This window comes from Caulobacter sp. FV2ps19 (assembly GCF_058681035.1).
Genome location: NZ_CM178729.1, coordinates 2,981,480 through 2,995,759, shown reverse-complemented (window position 1 = coordinate 2,995,759; position 14,280 = coordinate 2,981,480). Strand labels below are relative to the sequence as shown.

13 protein-coding genes are annotated in these 14,280 nt (G+C 67.5%); 5 read left to right on the top strand and 8 right to left on the bottom strand.

Annotated elements, in window-relative coordinates:
- The first annotated feature begins 195 nt into the window (after positions 1-195).
- Positions 196-489, top strand: a complete 294-nt coding sequence (locus ACW18B_RS14230) for an FAD assembly factor SdhE (RefSeq protein WP_492047681.1) — start codon at positions 196-198, stop codon at positions 487-489.
- A 9-nt stretch (positions 490-498) separates the two neighbouring features.
- The gene (gene mfd / locus ACW18B_RS14225) at positions 499-3,963 is read left to right on the top strand and encodes a transcription-repair coupling factor (protein WP_492047680.1); all 3,465 of its coding nucleotides are present in this window, start codon (positions 499-501) and stop codon (positions 3,961-3,963) included.
- A 203-nt stretch (positions 3,964-4,166) separates the two neighbouring features.
- Here the strand turns inward: mfd and lexA are convergent, their stop codons facing one another.
- On the bottom strand, positions 4,167-4,877 hold the full coding sequence (gene lexA / locus ACW18B_RS14220) for a transcriptional repressor LexA (RefSeq protein ID WP_492047679.1): 711 nt from the start codon (positions 4,875-4,877) through the stop codon (positions 4,167-4,169).
- Positions 4,878-5,020: 143 nt separating this feature from the next.
- Between lexA and ACW18B_RS14215 the strand changes: the two genes are divergently transcribed.
- A complete protein-coding gene (locus tag ACW18B_RS14215) occupies positions 5,021-5,269 on the top strand; it encodes a hypothetical protein (RefSeq protein ID WP_492047678.1) in 249 nt (82 codons plus the stop codon).
- Positions 5,270-5,297: 28 nt separating this feature from the next.
- Here ACW18B_RS14215 and ACW18B_RS14210 read toward each other — a convergent pair whose 3' ends face one another.
- From ACW18B_RS14210 to ACW18B_RS14190, 5 genes are all read right to left on the bottom strand, one after another.
- Positions 5,298-5,861 carry a lysophospholipid acyltransferase family protein gene (locus ACW18B_RS14210; RefSeq protein WP_492047677.1) on the bottom strand — a complete coding sequence of 188 codons (564 nt, stop codon included), beginning with the start codon at positions 5,859-5,861 and terminating at the stop codon, positions 5,298-5,300.
- A gap of 116 nt (positions 5,862-5,977) precedes the next feature.
- Positions 5,978-6,787, bottom strand: coding sequence for a signal peptidase I (lepB, locus tag ACW18B_RS14205; protein WP_492047676.1), 810 nt, complete (start codon positions 6,785-6,787; stop codon positions 5,978-5,980).
- A 118-nt stretch (positions 6,788-6,905) separates the two neighbouring features.
- Positions 6,906-7,694, bottom strand: a complete 789-nt coding sequence (gene trpC, locus ACW18B_RS14200; protein WP_492047675.1) for an indole-3-glycerol phosphate synthase TrpC — start codon at positions 7,692-7,694, stop codon at positions 6,906-6,908.
- Positions 7,691-8,719: an anthranilate phosphoribosyltransferase gene (gene trpD / locus ACW18B_RS14195; protein ID WP_492047674.1), complete on the bottom strand. Its 1,029-nt coding sequence runs from the start codon at positions 8,717-8,719 to the stop codon at positions 7,691-7,693. The genes trpC and trpD overlap by 4 nt, the downstream gene beginning before the upstream one ends.
- A 3-nt stretch (positions 8,720-8,722) precedes the next feature.
- The gene (locus ACW18B_RS14190; RefSeq protein ID WP_492047673.1) at positions 8,723-9,319 is read right to left on the bottom strand and encodes an anthranilate synthase component II; all 597 of its coding nucleotides are present in this window, start codon (positions 9,317-9,319) and stop codon (positions 8,723-8,725) included.
- A 137-nt stretch (positions 9,320-9,456) separates the two neighbouring features.
- Between ACW18B_RS14190 and ACW18B_RS14185 the strand changes: the two genes are divergently transcribed.
- A complete protein-coding gene (locus ACW18B_RS14185) occupies positions 9,457-9,657 on the top strand; it encodes a hypothetical protein (RefSeq protein WP_492047672.1) in 201 nt (66 codons plus the stop codon).
- 58 nt (positions 9,658-9,715) lie between these two features.
- On the opposite strand, the gene trpE is transcribed toward ACW18B_RS14185, so the two are convergent.
- Together trpE and ACW18B_RS14175 are read right to left on the bottom strand one after the other, a co-directional pair.
- Complete coding sequence (trpE, locus tag ACW18B_RS14180) at positions 9,716-11,254, bottom strand: anthranilate synthase component I (protein WP_492047671.1); 1,539 nt, start codon at positions 11,252-11,254, stop codon at positions 9,716-9,718.
- The gene (locus ACW18B_RS14175; protein ID WP_492047670.1) at positions 11,251-13,218 is read right to left on the bottom strand and encodes a peptidylprolyl isomerase; all 1,968 of its coding nucleotides are present in this window, start codon (positions 13,216-13,218) and stop codon (positions 11,251-11,253) included. Before ACW18B_RS14175 ends, trpE begins: the two co-directional genes overlap by 4 nt.
- 152 nt (positions 13,219-13,370) lie before the next feature.
- Between ACW18B_RS14175 and tpiA the strand changes: the two genes are divergently transcribed.
- Positions 13,371-14,132, top strand: coding sequence for a triose-phosphate isomerase (tpiA, locus tag ACW18B_RS14170; protein WP_492047669.1), 762 nt, complete (start codon positions 13,371-13,373; stop codon positions 14,130-14,132).
- Positions 14,133-14,280: the final 148 nt, after the last annotated feature.

The following is a 14,280-nucleotide window of genomic DNA, read 5'->3' as shown; positions in this document are numbered from 1 at the left end:
GGGCGGCGCGGATTCGCCTGACCTGCTCCGAAGCTGGGGATAAATAGGCTCAACTGCGCCAAAGTCAATGATGGCGCGCGCGGTCTGCGAGGGCGCCGAGTGTCCCCAGCCATCGTTTCCAAGCGGCATACAATCACCCAAACCCCGCCTGAGCGCTGGCGCGACGCCTCAGGCCACTCTATATCCGCCGGGCACATGACCCTAGATCACGACTCCCGCCTTCGGCGGCTTCGCTTTCGCGCCTGGCATCGCGGCTTTCGGGAAGCGGACCTCATTCTGGGGCCGTTCGCGGACAACCATGGCCACAAGCTGACCCCAGAACAGCTGGATAAGCTTGAGGCCCTTCTCGAAAATCCGGATCGCGAGATCTATGCCTGGATCGTCGGGCAGGAAGCGACGCCCGCCGAATTCGAAACCGACGTGCTGGCGATGATCCGCACGTTCCGCTTCGAGGCCCATGCCGTGCGCCCCATCGGCGACGGCGCTTAAGAGACATCCATGGCCTATGACGCCAAGCAGATCGCCAAGGCCGCCGGCGGCCTGACCCTGGCCGGCGCGCCTGAGGGGTTCGACGCCCTGGTGATGGGCGACATCGCCAGGGCGCGGGGCGGCCTGACCGCCTTCGTCGCCCGCGACACCGCCCGCGCCAACGCCTTCGCCGACGCCCTGAAGTTCTTCGCGCCCGAGGTCGAGGCCGTCGTCTTCCCGTCGTGGGACTGCCTGCCCTATGACCGGGTCGGCCCGTCGGCCGGCGTCGCCGCCCAGCGTATGGCCACCCTGTCGCGCCTGGCGCGCGGTCTGGGAACGACCAAGGCCGCCATGCTGATCATCTCGGCGCCGGCGCTCTTGCAGCGCGTGCCCGACAAGACCGTGCTGATGCGCGCCAGCTATTCAGCCACGGTCGGCAACAGCGTCGATATCAAGGACCTGGAGCGCTATTTCGCCGTCAACGGCTATGCCCGCGCCTCGACCGTGTCGGAAAAGGGCGAGTTCGCCATCCGGGGCGGCGTCATCGACGTCTATCCGTCGGCCGCCGAGGAGCCCGTGCGTCTGGATCTGTTCGGCGACACGCTGGAAAGCATCCGCGCCTTCGATCCCGAGACCCAGCGCTCAACCAAGCAGCTGAAGGCGATCGATCTGCTGCCGGTCAGCGAGGCCCTGCTGGACGCCGAGGGCATTTCGCGATTCCGCAGTGGTTATGTCGCCAAGTTCGGCGCGCCGGGTGATGATCCTCTGTACGCCACGGTCAGCCAGGGCGGCCGCCGCGCCGGGCTCGAACACTGGTTGCCGCTGTTCTATGAGCGGATGGCGACCCTGTTCGACTATCTGCCCGACGGGGCCCTGGTCGGCGTTGATCACCAGGCCTCCGAGGCCCGCGACGAACGTCTGGCGATGATCGAGGACGCCTATGACGCCCGGGCCGGCGCCGACCGCAAGTCAGCCTATCGGCCGCTGGAGCCCAGCGCGCTCTATCTGACCGCCGCCGAATGGGAAGCGGCCCTGTCGGACCGCCCGCATCGCCGGTTCACGCCGTTCCAGCCCCAGGGCCTGGACGTGGTCGACATGGGGGCAAAGCTTGGCCGGGTGTTCGCCGCCGAGCGCTCGCAGGACAGCGTCAACCTGTTCGAAGCCACCGGCGAGCACGCCAAGGCGCTGAGCGCCCAGGGTAAGCGCGTGCTGTTCGCCTCCTGGTCGGAGGGCTCGTCCGAGCGCCTGGGAACCATGCTGGCCGACCATGGCCTCAGCAAGATCGCCTATGCGCCCTATTGGCAGGCGGCCAAGGCGGCGGATCCCAAGACCCCGCAGCGCGTGGTCCTGCCGCTGGACAACGGTTTCGAGACCGACACCCTGGCGGTGATCTCCGAGACCGACATCCTGGGCGACCGCCTAGCCCGGCCGCGCAAGAAGCGCCGCGCCGCCAACTTCCTGGCCGAGGCCAGCGCCCTGACCCCCGGCGACCTGGTGGTCCATATCGACCACGGCATCGGCCGCTATGAGGGCCTCAAGACCCTCGACGTCCAGGGCGCGCCGCATGACTGCCTGGACCTGCTCTATGCCGCCGACAGCAAGCTCTATCTGCCGGTCGAGAACATCGACCTGCTGACCCGCTACGGGACCGACGGCGAGAACGTTCAACTGGACAAGCTGGGCGGCGCGGCCTGGCAGAGCCGCAAGTCCAAGGCCAAGGAGCGCCTGCGGATCATGGCCGAGGGCCTGATCCAGATCGCCGCCGCCCGTCAGCTGAAGTCGGTGGAAGAAACCGACGCGCCGCAGGGCGTCTATGACGAGTTCTGCGCCCGCTTCCCCTATGAAGAGACCGACGACCAGCTGTCGGCCATCGCCGATGTGTTGACCGATCTGGGCTCGGGCAAACCGATGGATCGGCTGATCTGCGGCGACGTGGGCTTCGGCAAGACCGAGGTCGCCCTGCGCGCCGCCTTCGTGGTGGCGATGAGCGGCAAGCAGGTGGCCATCGTCTGCCCGACCACTCTGCTGGCCCGCCAGCACTACAAGACCTTCAAGGAGCGGTTCCAGGGCTGGCCGGTCAAGGTCACCCGCCTGTCGCGCCTGGTCACCGGCAAGGAAGCCGCCGAGACCCGCGAGGGCCTGGCCAACGGCCAGCTGGAGATCGTGGTCGGCACCCACGCCATCCTGTCCAAGCAGGTTTCGTTCAAGGACCTGGGCCTGGTGATCGTCGACGAGGAGCAGCATTTCGGGGTCAAGCACAAGGAGAAGCTGAAAGAGCTTCGCGCCGACGTGCACATGCTGACCCTGACCGCCACGCCGATCCCGCGCACCCTGCAGATGGCGCTCAGCGGCATCCGCGAGATGTCGATCATCGCCACGCCGCCGGTCGATCGCCTGGCGGTGCGCACCTATATCAGCCCGTTCGACCCGGTGACCCTGCGCGAGGCCCTGCTGCGCGAGAAGTATCGCGGCGGCCAGGCCTATTATGTGGTGCCGCGCATCAAGGATCTGGAGGAGATCGAGAAGTTCCTCCGCACCCAGGTGCCCGAGGTCAAATATGTGGTCGGCCACGGCCAGATGGCCCCGACCCAGCTGGAAGACGTGATGACGGCCTTCTATGAGGGCCAGTACGACGTGCTGCTCGCCACCACGATCGTCGAAAGCGGGCTGGATATTCCGTCGGCCAACACCCTGATCGTCCACCGCGCCGACATGTTCGGCCTGGCCCAGCTGTATCAGATCCGTGGCCGCGTGGGCCGTTCCAAGGCCCGCGCCTACGCCTATCTGACCACGCCCAACGAGAAGACCATCACCCTGTCGGCCGAGAAGCGTCTGCAGGTGCTGCAGTCCCTCGACAGCCTGGGCGCCGGCTTCCAACTGGCCAGCCACGACCTGGACCAGCGCGGCGGCGGCAACCTCTTGGGCGACGAGCAGAGCGGCCACATCAAGGAAATCGGCGTCGAGCTCTATCAGCAGATGCTGGAAGACGCCGTCGCCGAACTGCGTCAGCGCCAGGGCGCCGAGGCCCTGCTGGAGGATCGTGGCTGGTCGCCGCAGATCAATACCGGCTCGGCGGTGATGATCCCCGACGACTATGTGCCCGACCTCAATGTGCGCCTGTCGCTCTATCGCCGCCTGTCGGAAGCCGAGAAGTCCGCCGACCGCGAAGCCCTGGCCGCCGAACTGATCGACCGCTTCGGCCCGCTGCCGCCCGAGACCGACTCCCTGCTCAAGGTGGTCGCCATCAAGGGCCTGTGCCGCGAGGCCAATGTCGCCAAGATCGATGTCGGCCCCAAGGGCGCGGTGGCGAGTTTCAGGAATGATAGTTACGCCAATCCGCTGGGGCTCATGCAGTATGTCGCCAAGAACAATATCGTCTGGAAGGTGCGTCCCGACCAGAAGGTGGTGATCAAGGGCGAATGGGACACCCCGGCCCAGCGTCTGGATGCGGCCGAGAAGATCCTGGTCCAGCTGGCGCGGATCGCCAGGGAGTAGGGCGGGGGGAGCTCTAAAGCTCAAAATCCTTGTCATCCCGGAAGCCTCGCAGAGGCTGTCTGGGACCCAGGGGCCGGCGCATCGTGTTTGCCCCTGGGTCCCGGCGCTCCGCTTCGCTGCGGCCGGGATGACAAGCTAATTTACAACGAAAACGGCCGCCCCAACCGGGGCGGCCTTCAATCTCGAAAAGCTCTAATCAAGCCTCAGTGGTACCGCCGGATCAGCCCCACCAGCTTGCCCTGCACCTCGACCTGATCGGGTCCGAAGATGCGGGTCTCGTATTTGGGGTTGGCGGCTTCCAGGGCGATCGAGCCGCCCTTCTTGCGCAGGCGTTTCAGCGTGGCTTCCTCGCCGACCAAGGCCACGACGATCTCGCCGGAGGTGGCGGTGTCGCCCTTCTTGATGATCACATAGTCGCCGTCGAGGATGCCGGCCTCGATCATCGAGTCGCCCTGCACCTCGAGCACATAGTGTTCGCCGCCGCCCAGCATGCTTTCGGGCACCGGCAGGCGGTCGCGTTCGTGCTGGATGGCGTCGATGGGTGTGCCAGCGGCGATCTTGCCCAGGATCGGCAGCTCGCGGCTGTCGTTGGCCGGGGCCGACGAAGACCCGCCGTTCATGGCGGGGGGCGCGCCGCCGCCCTCGACCACCTGCGGCTTGAATGTCCCGCGGCCCTTGGGCGGCGAGGCGGTCGTGGCCTGCTGCGGCAGCTTCACCACCTCCAGCGCCCGGGCCCGGTGGGCCAGACGCCGGATGAAGCCGCGCTCTTCCAGGGCCGTGATCAGGCGGTGGATGCCCGACTTCGACGCCAGATCCAGCGCCTCCTTCATCTCGTCGAAAGAGGGCGAGACCCCGCTCTCCTTGATGCGTTCATGGATGAACATCAGCAGCTCGTGCTGCTTGCGCGTAAGCATCTCGACCTCGAGGACGACGCGGAACAAACCGCAAACCTTGCGAATGTTCTCTAGGCGTTCTTCCTTAATGTCAAGTTGACGACTTAGGAACGCTCTCGCCCCCTTCGCCGTTGAGCCGAAAGCCGCACAGGAGGGCTTTCGTCGTGAGTTTCAACCAACTGAACCCGACCGTACCGGTCTCTGTCGAAGGCAAGGGGACGGGATTCGCCTTTGCGGTCATCGACTACGGCCAGGAACATCACCTGATCTGGGTGGTGGCGATCGACGGCACGGGCGAGATCTGGTCGGCGCCCAACCCCAAGGTTCGCCTGCAGTCGAACTGGAGCATGGGCCGCAAGGTTTCGCCGCCGGCCAATGTCGAACCGCTTCGGACGGCGGCGGCCTCAGGTTGAGTCGCGCCTCGCGCGCGGCGATTCGCGCCTAAAGCGCGGTCGCCCGATCCAGGTGCTTACCGGTGAAGGTTCGATAGAACGCGGCCAGTTTGGCCAGATCCCCTTCATAGTCGCCGCTGGGGACCAAGGTGGGCCCCAGGCCGATGATCTTGCGCTCATAGTCGATATAGCCGCACACCAGCGGCACGCCGGCTTTCAAGGCGATATTGTAGAAGCCGGTCTTCCACTGCTGCGCCTTCCCGCGCGTGCCTTCGGGCGCGATGGTCAGCATGAACTCGTCGCGGCGGGCGAACTCATCGACCATGGCCTGGACCGTGTCGCCAGACTTGGAGCGATCGACCGGCACGCCGCCCAGATCGCGCATCATCCTGTCGAACGGCCAGCGAAACAGCGAGGCCTTGCCCATGAAGCTGAGCTCGACCTTCAGGGAGTCGGCCGCGCCGAGGAAATAGACAAAGTCCCAGTTGCTGGTGTGCGGGGCGGCGATGACCACGAACTTGCGCGGCGAGGGCGCTGCGCCCTCCACCGTCCAGCCCTGACGCCGAAAGAAGGCGACCAGCGCCCATTTCACGATGCGGGCGACAAGGCCCATCTCAACCACCCTCCCGGACGAATCCGCTTCGGCGCGACTGTCGTGGGGGCAATGTGTCCGAGAAGCGCTCAGGGCGCCAGAGCCGAGCGCCTCTATGGCTGGCGCTCAGGCGTGCGTCAGGTCTGGGGCGCCGAGAGCGACTTCAAGGTGCGGCCCAGGCGCAGGCCGGACTTGGCGTCCCAGGAGAACAGTACGCGCTCGGCCCGGCCGACCAGATTGTCGAACGGCACGAAGCCCATGCCGGTCTCGGGGGGCAGATAGCGATCCAGTTCGGCGTTCCAGGGGCAGGCGGCTTCGCCCGCCGGAACGCGGCCGGGGTCGAAGCGGCTGTCGACCGAATTGTCGCGATTGTCGCCCATCACGAAATAGCAGCCGGCCGGCACCACATAGACGCCGGTATTGGCCGCCGCCGTGCGCGGACCCTGGCTATGGGTCAGATAGGTCCGGCCATTGGGCAGGGTCTCGGCGATCTCCTCGACCACCGCCGGATGGTCGTCATCGTCCTCGGCGCGTACGCCCTGAGACACCTGCCGGACCGGCCGGTCATTGATCCGCAAGACGCCGCCACGAACCTGGATCCGGTCGCCCGGCAGGCCGACCAGCCGTTTGATAATGTCGGTGCGGCCGTCGCCAGGTCGCTTGAACACCACCACGTCGCCGCGCTCGGGTTGGTGGCCAAACAGCCGTCCCTGACCCATCGGCGGGCTAAACGGCGCAGAATGCCGGCTGATCCCATAGGGGAATTTCGAGACCAGGATGTAGTCGCCGACCAGCAGGGTCGGCTCCATCGAGCCCGACGGAATGGTGAAGGGCTGGCACAGCACCGTGCGCGGGATCAGCATGATGGCCGCGACCAGCGCGAAGGTCTTGGCGGTGTCGATCAGGCCCGGAGCCCAGCCGGTCTTTGGCTTGCTGTCGTTGGTCATGGTGGTCCCCGCTACCGTCCGAAGGCAGAGTGTAGGGCTCAGCCTGGCTAAATCATGGCTTACGGGTTTGTCATTAGAATGCTTGCCGAGGGCTGCTTCCAGCGCCCGAGCATAGTCCTCAAGCCAGCAGCGCCCGGGTCGCCTCGGTGACATTGGCCTGACGCATGAGGCTTTCGCCGACCAGCATCGCCGTCGCGCCGGCCGCTTCCATCCGGGCCGCGTCGGCGGCGGTGAAGACCCCGCTTTCGGTGACCAGAAGGGCGTCCTGCGGGGCCTGGGCGGCCAGGCGCTCGGTCACGGCCAGGTCGACCACGAAGCTTTTCAGGTCTCGATTGTTGATGCCCACCAGGGTCGCGCCCAGCGCGCCGGCCCGGGCCATTTCGGCCTCGTCATGCACCTCGACCAGGGCGTCCATGCCCAGGCGCTCGGCTTCGGCCATCAGGTCGGCAGCGACGGCGTCGTCGATCATCGCCAGGATCACGAGGATGGCGTCGGCGCCCAGGGCGCGACTTTCAGCCACCTGCCAAGGGTCGACCAGGAAGTCCTTGCGGATGCAGGGCAGGCTGACGGCGGCGCGGGCGTCGATCAGAAAGGGATCGGCGCCCTGAAAGCTGGGGCCGTCGGTCAGCACCGACAGGCAGGACGCGCCGCCGGCTTCGTAATTGCGGGCCAGGGCCGGCGGATCGAAATCGGCGCGGATCAGGCCCTTGGACGGCGAAGCCTTCTTGATCTCGGCGATCAGGGCGAGCTTGCCGGGCGCATGGCCGTTGACCAGGGCCCGCTTGAAGCCGCGCGGCGACGAGGCGTTCTTGGCGGCGTTCTCGAGGGCGGCCACGGAGCGCCGGCGCTTGCGGTCGGCCACCTCGTCACGCTTGTAAGCGGCGATCTTGGCCAGGATGTCGGTCATGCGGTGGCAATCTGTGTGTTGGTGGCGGCGACCAGGCCGGCCAGTGCCGCCTTGGCCTTGCCGCTGTCGATCGCGGCGGCGGCCATCGCGACGCCTTCGGCCAGGGTCTCGACGGTGTCGGCGACCAGGAAGGCGGCGGCGGCGTTGAGCAGGACGATGTCGCGATAGGGGCCGGTCTCGCCGTCGAGCAGGCGGGTGAGGGCGGCGGCGTTGAAGGCCGGCTCGCCGCCGGTCAGGTCGGCCAGCGACGCGCGCGGCAGGCCGACGGCTTCCGGCGTGATCGTGAACAGGCGCACCGCGCCGTTGCGCCATTCGGCGACCTCGGTTTCGCCGGTGGTGGTCAGCTCGTCCATACCCTGGCCATGCACGGACCAGGCGCGCTCGGCGCCCAGGGCGCCCAGGGCCCGGGCGATCGGCTCGACGAAGCGCGGGGCCGAGACGCCGACCACCTGACGCTTGGCGCCGGCCGGATTGGTCAGCGGACCCAGCAGGTTGAAGATGGTGCGAAAGCCCAGCTGCTGGCGGATCGGCGCGACATGCTTCATCGCCCCGTGATGGCTCTGGGCGAACAGGAAGCAGATGCCGGCCTCGTCCAGGGCCCGCCGCTGCTGGTCGCGCGAGGCGTCGATATTGACGCCCAGGGCCGCCAGGACGTCGGCGGTGCCGGACTTGGAGGTCACCGCCCGGTTGCCGTGCTTGGCGACCTTCAGCCCGCCGCCCGCCGCCACGAAGCCGACGGCGGTGGAGATGTTGAGCGTATGCAGGCCATCGCCGCCGGTGCCGCAGACGTCGACGACGTCATAGGGATGGTCCAGCATGACGGCGGCGCGGCGCATGGCGCGGGCGCAGGCGGCGATCTCGCCCACCGTCTCGCCGCGCAGGCGCATGGCGGTGACCGCCGCGCCGATCTGGGCCGGACTGGGCTCGCCGCGCAGGCAGGCGCTGAAGAACACTTCGGCGTCGTCTTCGGACAGGGTCTGGCCGTCGGCCAGCTTGGCCAGCAGGGGTTTGAAGGCGTCGGACATGGCCTAGACCCAGATCGCCGCGTCGCGCTTGACGCCGGCCAGGTCGATGAAATTGGCCAGCATCTGGTGGCCGCCCTCGGTGGCGATGGATTCGGGGTGGAACTGCACGCCGTGCACCGGGCGGGTGCGATGCTGCACGCCCATGATCTCGCCATCGTCGGTCCAGGCGGTGACCTCCAGCTCGGCGGGCAGGTCTTCGCGGCGGACGGCCAGGCTGTGATAGCGGGTGGCGGTGAAGGGGTTGGGCAGGCCCTTGAAGATGCCCTTGTCGGCGTGGCGGATGGGGCTGGTCTTGCCGTGCATGACTTCCTTGGCGCGGATCACTTCGCCGCCATAGGCTTGGCCGATGGCCTGGTGGCCCAGGCAGACGCCCAGGATCGGCATGTCCTCGGGCGCGCCGCGCAGCAGCGGCAGGCAGATGCCCGCCTGATCGGGCGCCTTGGGGCCCGGCGACAGCAGGATCGCCGACGGGCGCAGGCCAAGGGCCTCCTGCACCGTCAGGTCGTCATTGCGGTGGACGACCGTCTCGGCTCCCAGCTCGTTCAGATAGTGAACGAGGTTGTAGGTGAAGCTGTCGTAGTTATCGATGACCAGGATCATGACGCCGCCTTTCGGGGTTCAGCTTCTAGAACGGGCAGGGCCGATCTGGGAATGATTTTGCGCGACGCTAGCGGCATTTGAGCGCGAGAAAGCCTCAAGGCCGTTACAGAACGCCTGGCGTCGGGCATGCTCGGGGCATGACCGAGTCGGCTCTCGATCCCGTGGCGATCGCCTATGTCCGCGCCCTGCTGCGGCCCAAGGAACGACGTCAGAAGATGGCGCCAGTCCTGGCGGCGGCGGCCTTCGCGGCGTTTTGCGCCCTGAGCTTCGCCACCGTGATGGTGCTGGCCCCGCCGGCGGTCGTGCAGCATATCCCTACCGAGCGCCTGGGCGACTAGAGCCTTTTCGAGCGAAGTGGACCCCGGTTCGCGTGAAGAAAAGGCGTTCAAACAAAGCTCAGGCGAAACGCCAAGCCTCCTCAGCTGCGCGCTTCAGAGCCCGGGACTTGTGCAGGGTTTCGTCATATTCGGCGTCCGGATCGCTGTCGGCCACGACGCCGCCGCCGGCCTGAACGTACATCATGCCGTCCTTGACCAGGGCCGTGCGCAGCACGATGCAGGTGTCGACCGAGCCGTCGGCCCCGACATAGCCCACAGCCCCGGCATAGCCGAGACCGCGCTTTTCGATCTCCAGCTCGTCGATGATCTCCATGGCCCGCACCTTGGGCGCGCCGGACAGCGTGCCGGCGGGCAGGGCGGCCATCAGCACGTCGACCGGATCAACGCCTTCTGGCGCGACGCCTTCGACATTGGACACGATGTGCATGACGTGGCTGTAGCGCTCGACCTTGAAGCTCTCGGTGACCTTCACCCGCGGGCCCTTGTGGGGCTTGGCGGGCTCGTTGCGGCCGGGCTCCTTCAGCATCGAGACCCGGCCCACATCGTTGCGGCCCAGATCCAGCAGCATCAGGTGCTCGGCGCGCTCCTTGGGATCGGCCAGCAGTTCGGCCTCCAGGGCCAGATCCTCTTCCGGCGTCGCGCCGCGCGGACGGGTGCCGGCGATCGGGCGGATGGTGATCTTGCCGTCGCGCAGGCGCACCAGGATCTCGGGGCTGGAGCCCACCAGATGGCAGCCGTCCAGATTGAGGAAATACAGAAACGGCGAAGGATTGGTCCGGCGTAGCGAGCGATACAGCGCGAACGGATCCAGGTCGAACGGCGCGCGGAAGCGGTGGCTGGGCACCACCTGGAAGATGTCGCCGGCCCGGATGTAGTCCTTGGCCTTCTCGACCACGACCGCATAGGCCTCGCGGCTGACAGGGGTGGTGAACTCGATCGGCGCATGGCCCGTCCGGGGCGCGTCGTGGGCCAGCGGACGGCGCAGGTCGGCCATCACCGTCTCGATCCGGGTCCGGGCGGCGTCATGGGCCTGCTGGGCCGAGACGCCGGCCTCGGGGCGCGCGGTCGTCACCAGGATGATCTCCTGGGCGATGGCGTCGAACACCGCGACGATCGACGGCCGCATCATGATCGCGTCGGGCAAGCCGCCCAGGGTGTCCTTGTTGATGTCGGGCAGACGCTCGGCCAGCCGCACCATGTCGTAGCCCAGGGTGCCGAACACGCCGGCGACCATCGGCGGCAGGGCCTTGGGCAGGTTGATCCGGGCGCTGGCGATCAGGTCGCGCAGGCTGTCCAGGGCCCCGCCGGCCTGGGGCGTGAAGTCCCGCGCCGCGATGGCGTCGCCTTGCGCGATCTCGGCCTGATCGCCGCGACAGCGCCAGACGAGGTCCGGCTTCATCGCCACGATGGAATAGCGGCCGCGCCAGGCACCGCCCTCGACGCTTTCGAACAGGAAGGCGTAGGGCTTGCCGTGTCCGATCTTCAGATAGGCCGAGACCGGGGTTTCCAGGTCATCGATCAGCCGGGTCCAGACCACCTGGGGCTGGCCGGCGTCATAGGTCTGGGCGAAGGCGTCGAAGGCGGGCTCAAGGCTCATTTGGCTTTGCCGGTCTTGCTAGCACCGTTCTGGGCGGCCTCGGCCTTGGCCAGGGCTTCGGTGTCGACGCCGATGGCCTGGCGGGCCAGGGTCAGATTGACCTTGGTCTTCAGGCTGGCCTGGGCGCCCTGGCGGGCGGCTTCGCCGATGTCGCGCATCAGGCCGCTGTCGATCTGCTGACGCATGGCCTGGGTGGCGCTGGCCATCTCGGCGATCTTGCCCGGATGAACCGCTTCCAGCTTGGCGACGACGATCGCCATCTGGCCGGCGCGGGCGGTGAAGGCCTCGCCGGGCTTGGCGCCGAAGGTGGCGATCAGCAGGTCGCGACCCAGCCCCTGGTGCTGTTGGGCATTGGCGCGGCTGATGCCGGGCACGCGTTGGACCTGGGAGCCGGCGGCCTTGGCGACCGCTTCGATGGACTCGCCCTTCTTGACCCGGGCGAGCAGAAGGTCGGCCTTGGCCTGCAGGCGCTTGGTCATTTCATTTTGCAGCCACACCTGGGTCAATTGCGGCTTGATCTCGGCCAGCTCGGGCAGGGCGGCGGGAATGACCTTTTCGGTCTTTACGGCGAAATATTCGCCCTTGCCGACCTCGACCAGTTCGCTTTCGCCGCCCGTGGGCAGGGCGAAGGCGGTTTTCAGGATATCGGGAGTCAGGCCGGGGACTGGCTGACCGGTCTGGTCGGCGCCTTCGGCGGTGATCGGCGCCGTGGTCATCACCATGGCGCCGGCCTTGTCCGCGGCGGTGATCAGGTCGGCGCCCGCGTCATGAGCGTCCTGATAGGTCTGGGTCTGGTCATAGGCCTTGGCCTGGGCGTTCTGGGCCCGCAGTTCGGCTTCGATGGCCGGACGCACGCTTTCAAGGCTGGCCGTCGTGCCGGGCGTGATCTTGGTGATCTTGATCACCGACAAACCAAGGTCGCCGGCGATCGGGGCGCTGACCTGGCCGGCGGCGAGGCTGAAGGCGGCGTCGGCCACCTTGCGGTCGGGCAGGGCCGACTTGGGCTTGTCGTTGAGGATCACCGGCTGCTTGCCATAGGCGCTGGCGACGACGGCCGGTTGTTCGCCCTTCGTCAGGTGCTGGGCGATGACCGTGGCGGCCTTGGCGTCGGGCGCGACGATCTGGACCAGCGAACGGGTCTCGGGCGCGGCCAGCGTATCCTTGCGGAAGTCGAAGGTCTTCTGGATCTCGGCCGGTGTGACCGTCACCGAGGGCTCCAGGGCCTTGGCGCTGACGCGCATGATCGACAGCACGCGGGTTTCGGGACGGGTCAGACGGTCGGCGTTTTCCTTCATGAAGGCGGTCAGCTGGGCGTCGGTCGGATCGGCCGGGCGTTCGACAGAGGCGGGATTGATCGCGAAGGCCGCCAGGTCGCGGCTTTCCAGGCCGTAGGCCGCCTGCAGGGCACCATAGATGCGCGGGGCGTGCAGGCCGTCCGCAACGGCGCTGAACGTGTGGGTCTGGGCGATCTCATCGCGCAGGGAGGCCTGATAGCTGTCCGGCGTCAGACCGTTTTCGCGCAGCAGCGCTTCATACATCTTGGGATCGAACTTGCCGGTGATCGGGTCGAACGGGCGCTGGCTGGGGTGCAGGCTGCTCATCTGCTCGCGCACGACATCGCCCACCAGCTTGTCGGAGGGGCGGATGCCGAACTTGCGAACGACTTCGGCGACCGATTCCTGCAGCGCGACTTCTTGCAGGATCTGGCGGTCCACCCCGCGCTCCACGGCCTGGTCGGGCGTCAGGGTCTCGCCGGTGCGCTGCTCGGTCGCCTTGCGATAGTTTTCATAGCGGGACTTGAAGTCCGCCGGCGAGACGGAGCGCGACCCTGCGGCCACGACGCCGGAAATATGCGGCCCCTTGAACACGTCGCTGATCCCGAAGACGGCGAAGCTGACGATCAGCAGGCCAAACAGGATCACCGCGAAGGGCGACTTGGCGAAGGAGCGGAAACCGGCGAGCATGACTGGGAAAACCTTCCTGACTTAAACGCATGCGCTGGGTCGCCCGGGGCGACGCGGCGGACGCGCGCAGCGGGTATAGTAGAGGGGAAGGTGAGGGAGCAAGCCACGGCGGTCTTGACTTCCCAAGGGAGGGCGGGGTCAAGACCTGTGACATGACCCTTTCCAACCTGTCGCCCCGGCCGCTTATCGCCGGAAACTGGAAAATGAACGGCCTGACCGAGGCGCTCGATCAAGCCCGCGCGGTAGCCGCCGCCCTCGACGCCAAGCCCGTCGGCGCCCGCGTGGCGATCTGCCCGCCGGCGACCCTGTTGCACCGTCTGGCCCAGACGCTGGAAGGCTCGACCGTGCTGACCGGCGGTCAGGACTGTCATCATCTGGTCTGCGGGCCCCATACGGGCGACGTTTCGGCCCCCATGCTGGTCGACGCCGGCGCCCAGCTGGTGATCCTGGGCCATTCGGAGCGCCGCGAGGATCACGGCGAGACCAGCGCCCAGGTCGCGGCCAAGGTCGGGGCCGCCCTGGCCGCGGGCCTTGAGCCGATCATCTGTGTGGGCGAAAGCCTGGCGCATCGCGAAGCGGGCCTGGCCCTCGAGGTCGTGACCACACAGATCCGCGGGTCCCTTCCGGCTAGTCTGGCGGGCCAGGCCTTCGCCGTGGCCTATGAGCCGATCTGGGCGATCGGCACGGGGCACACCGCCACTCTTGGCGACATCGAAGCGATGCACACGGCCATTCGCGCCGAACTCGTGACGATGTTCGGCGAGGCCGGCAAGACGGCGCCGATTCTCTATGGCGGTTCCGTCAAGCCCGACAACGCCGTCGACATCCTGCGCGTGGCCGAGGTCGGCGGCGCCCTGGTGGGCGGCGCGGCGCTGAAGGCCAGCGACTTCCTGGCGATCATCGCGGCGGCTTGAGGGGCTGCAACCTGTGCAGACCGGCGATCGTCTCGCCGGGAGATGTAAGGATGGCTCCCTCCGGCGCGGAGGCGGGGCGTTGCGCCCGGTGCAATACCGCCGTCATCCCGCGCTTTATGCGCGGGACCCATCTGTCCGCCGCAAGGGC

Bases quoted from the DNA above. Each gene is read 5' to 3' on its own strand.
- ACW18B_RS14175 (WP_492047670.1), bottom strand. From the start codon at position 13,218: ATGCTCGCCGGTTTCCGCTCCTTCGCCAAGTCGCCCTTCGCGGTGATC.
- trpE (WP_492047671.1), bottom strand. From the start codon at position 11,254: ATGAGCCTTGAGCCCGCCTTCGACGCCTTCGCCCAGACCTATGACGCC.
- tpiA (WP_492047669.1), top strand. From the start codon at position 13,371: ATGACCCTTTCCAACCTGTCGCCCCGGCCGCTTATCGCCGGAAACTGG.
- ACW18B_RS14230 (WP_492047681.1), top strand. From the start codon at position 196: ATGACCCTAGATCACGACTCCCGCCTTCGGCGGCTTCGCTTTCGCGCC.
- ACW18B_RS14190 (WP_492047673.1), bottom strand. From the start codon at position 9,319: ATGATCCTGGTCATCGATAACTACGACAGCTTCACCTACAACCTCGTT.
- lepB (WP_492047676.1), bottom strand. From the start codon at position 6,787: ATGACCAACGACAGCAAGCCAAAGACCGGCTGGGCTCCGGGCCTGATC.
- ACW18B_RS14185 (WP_492047672.1), top strand. From the start codon at position 9,457: ATGACCGAGTCGGCTCTCGATCCCGTGGCGATCGCCTATGTCCGCGCC.
- lexA (WP_492047679.1), bottom strand. From the start codon at position 4,877: ATGCTTACGCGCAAGCAGCACGAGCTGCTGATGTTCATCCATGAACGC.
- trpC (WP_492047675.1), bottom strand. From the start codon at position 7,694: ATGACCGACATCCTGGCCAAGATCGCCGCTTACAAGCGTGACGAGGTG.
- trpD (WP_492047674.1), bottom strand. From the start codon at position 8,719: ATGTCCGACGCCTTCAAACCCCTGCTGGCCAAGCTGGCCGACGGCCAG.
- mfd (WP_492047680.1), top strand. From the start codon at position 499: ATGGCCTATGACGCCAAGCAGATCGCCAAGGCCGCCGGCGGCCTGACC.
- ACW18B_RS14210 (WP_492047677.1), bottom strand. From the start codon at position 5,861: ATGGGCCTTGTCGCCCGCATCGTGAAATGGGCGCTGGTCGCCTTCTTT.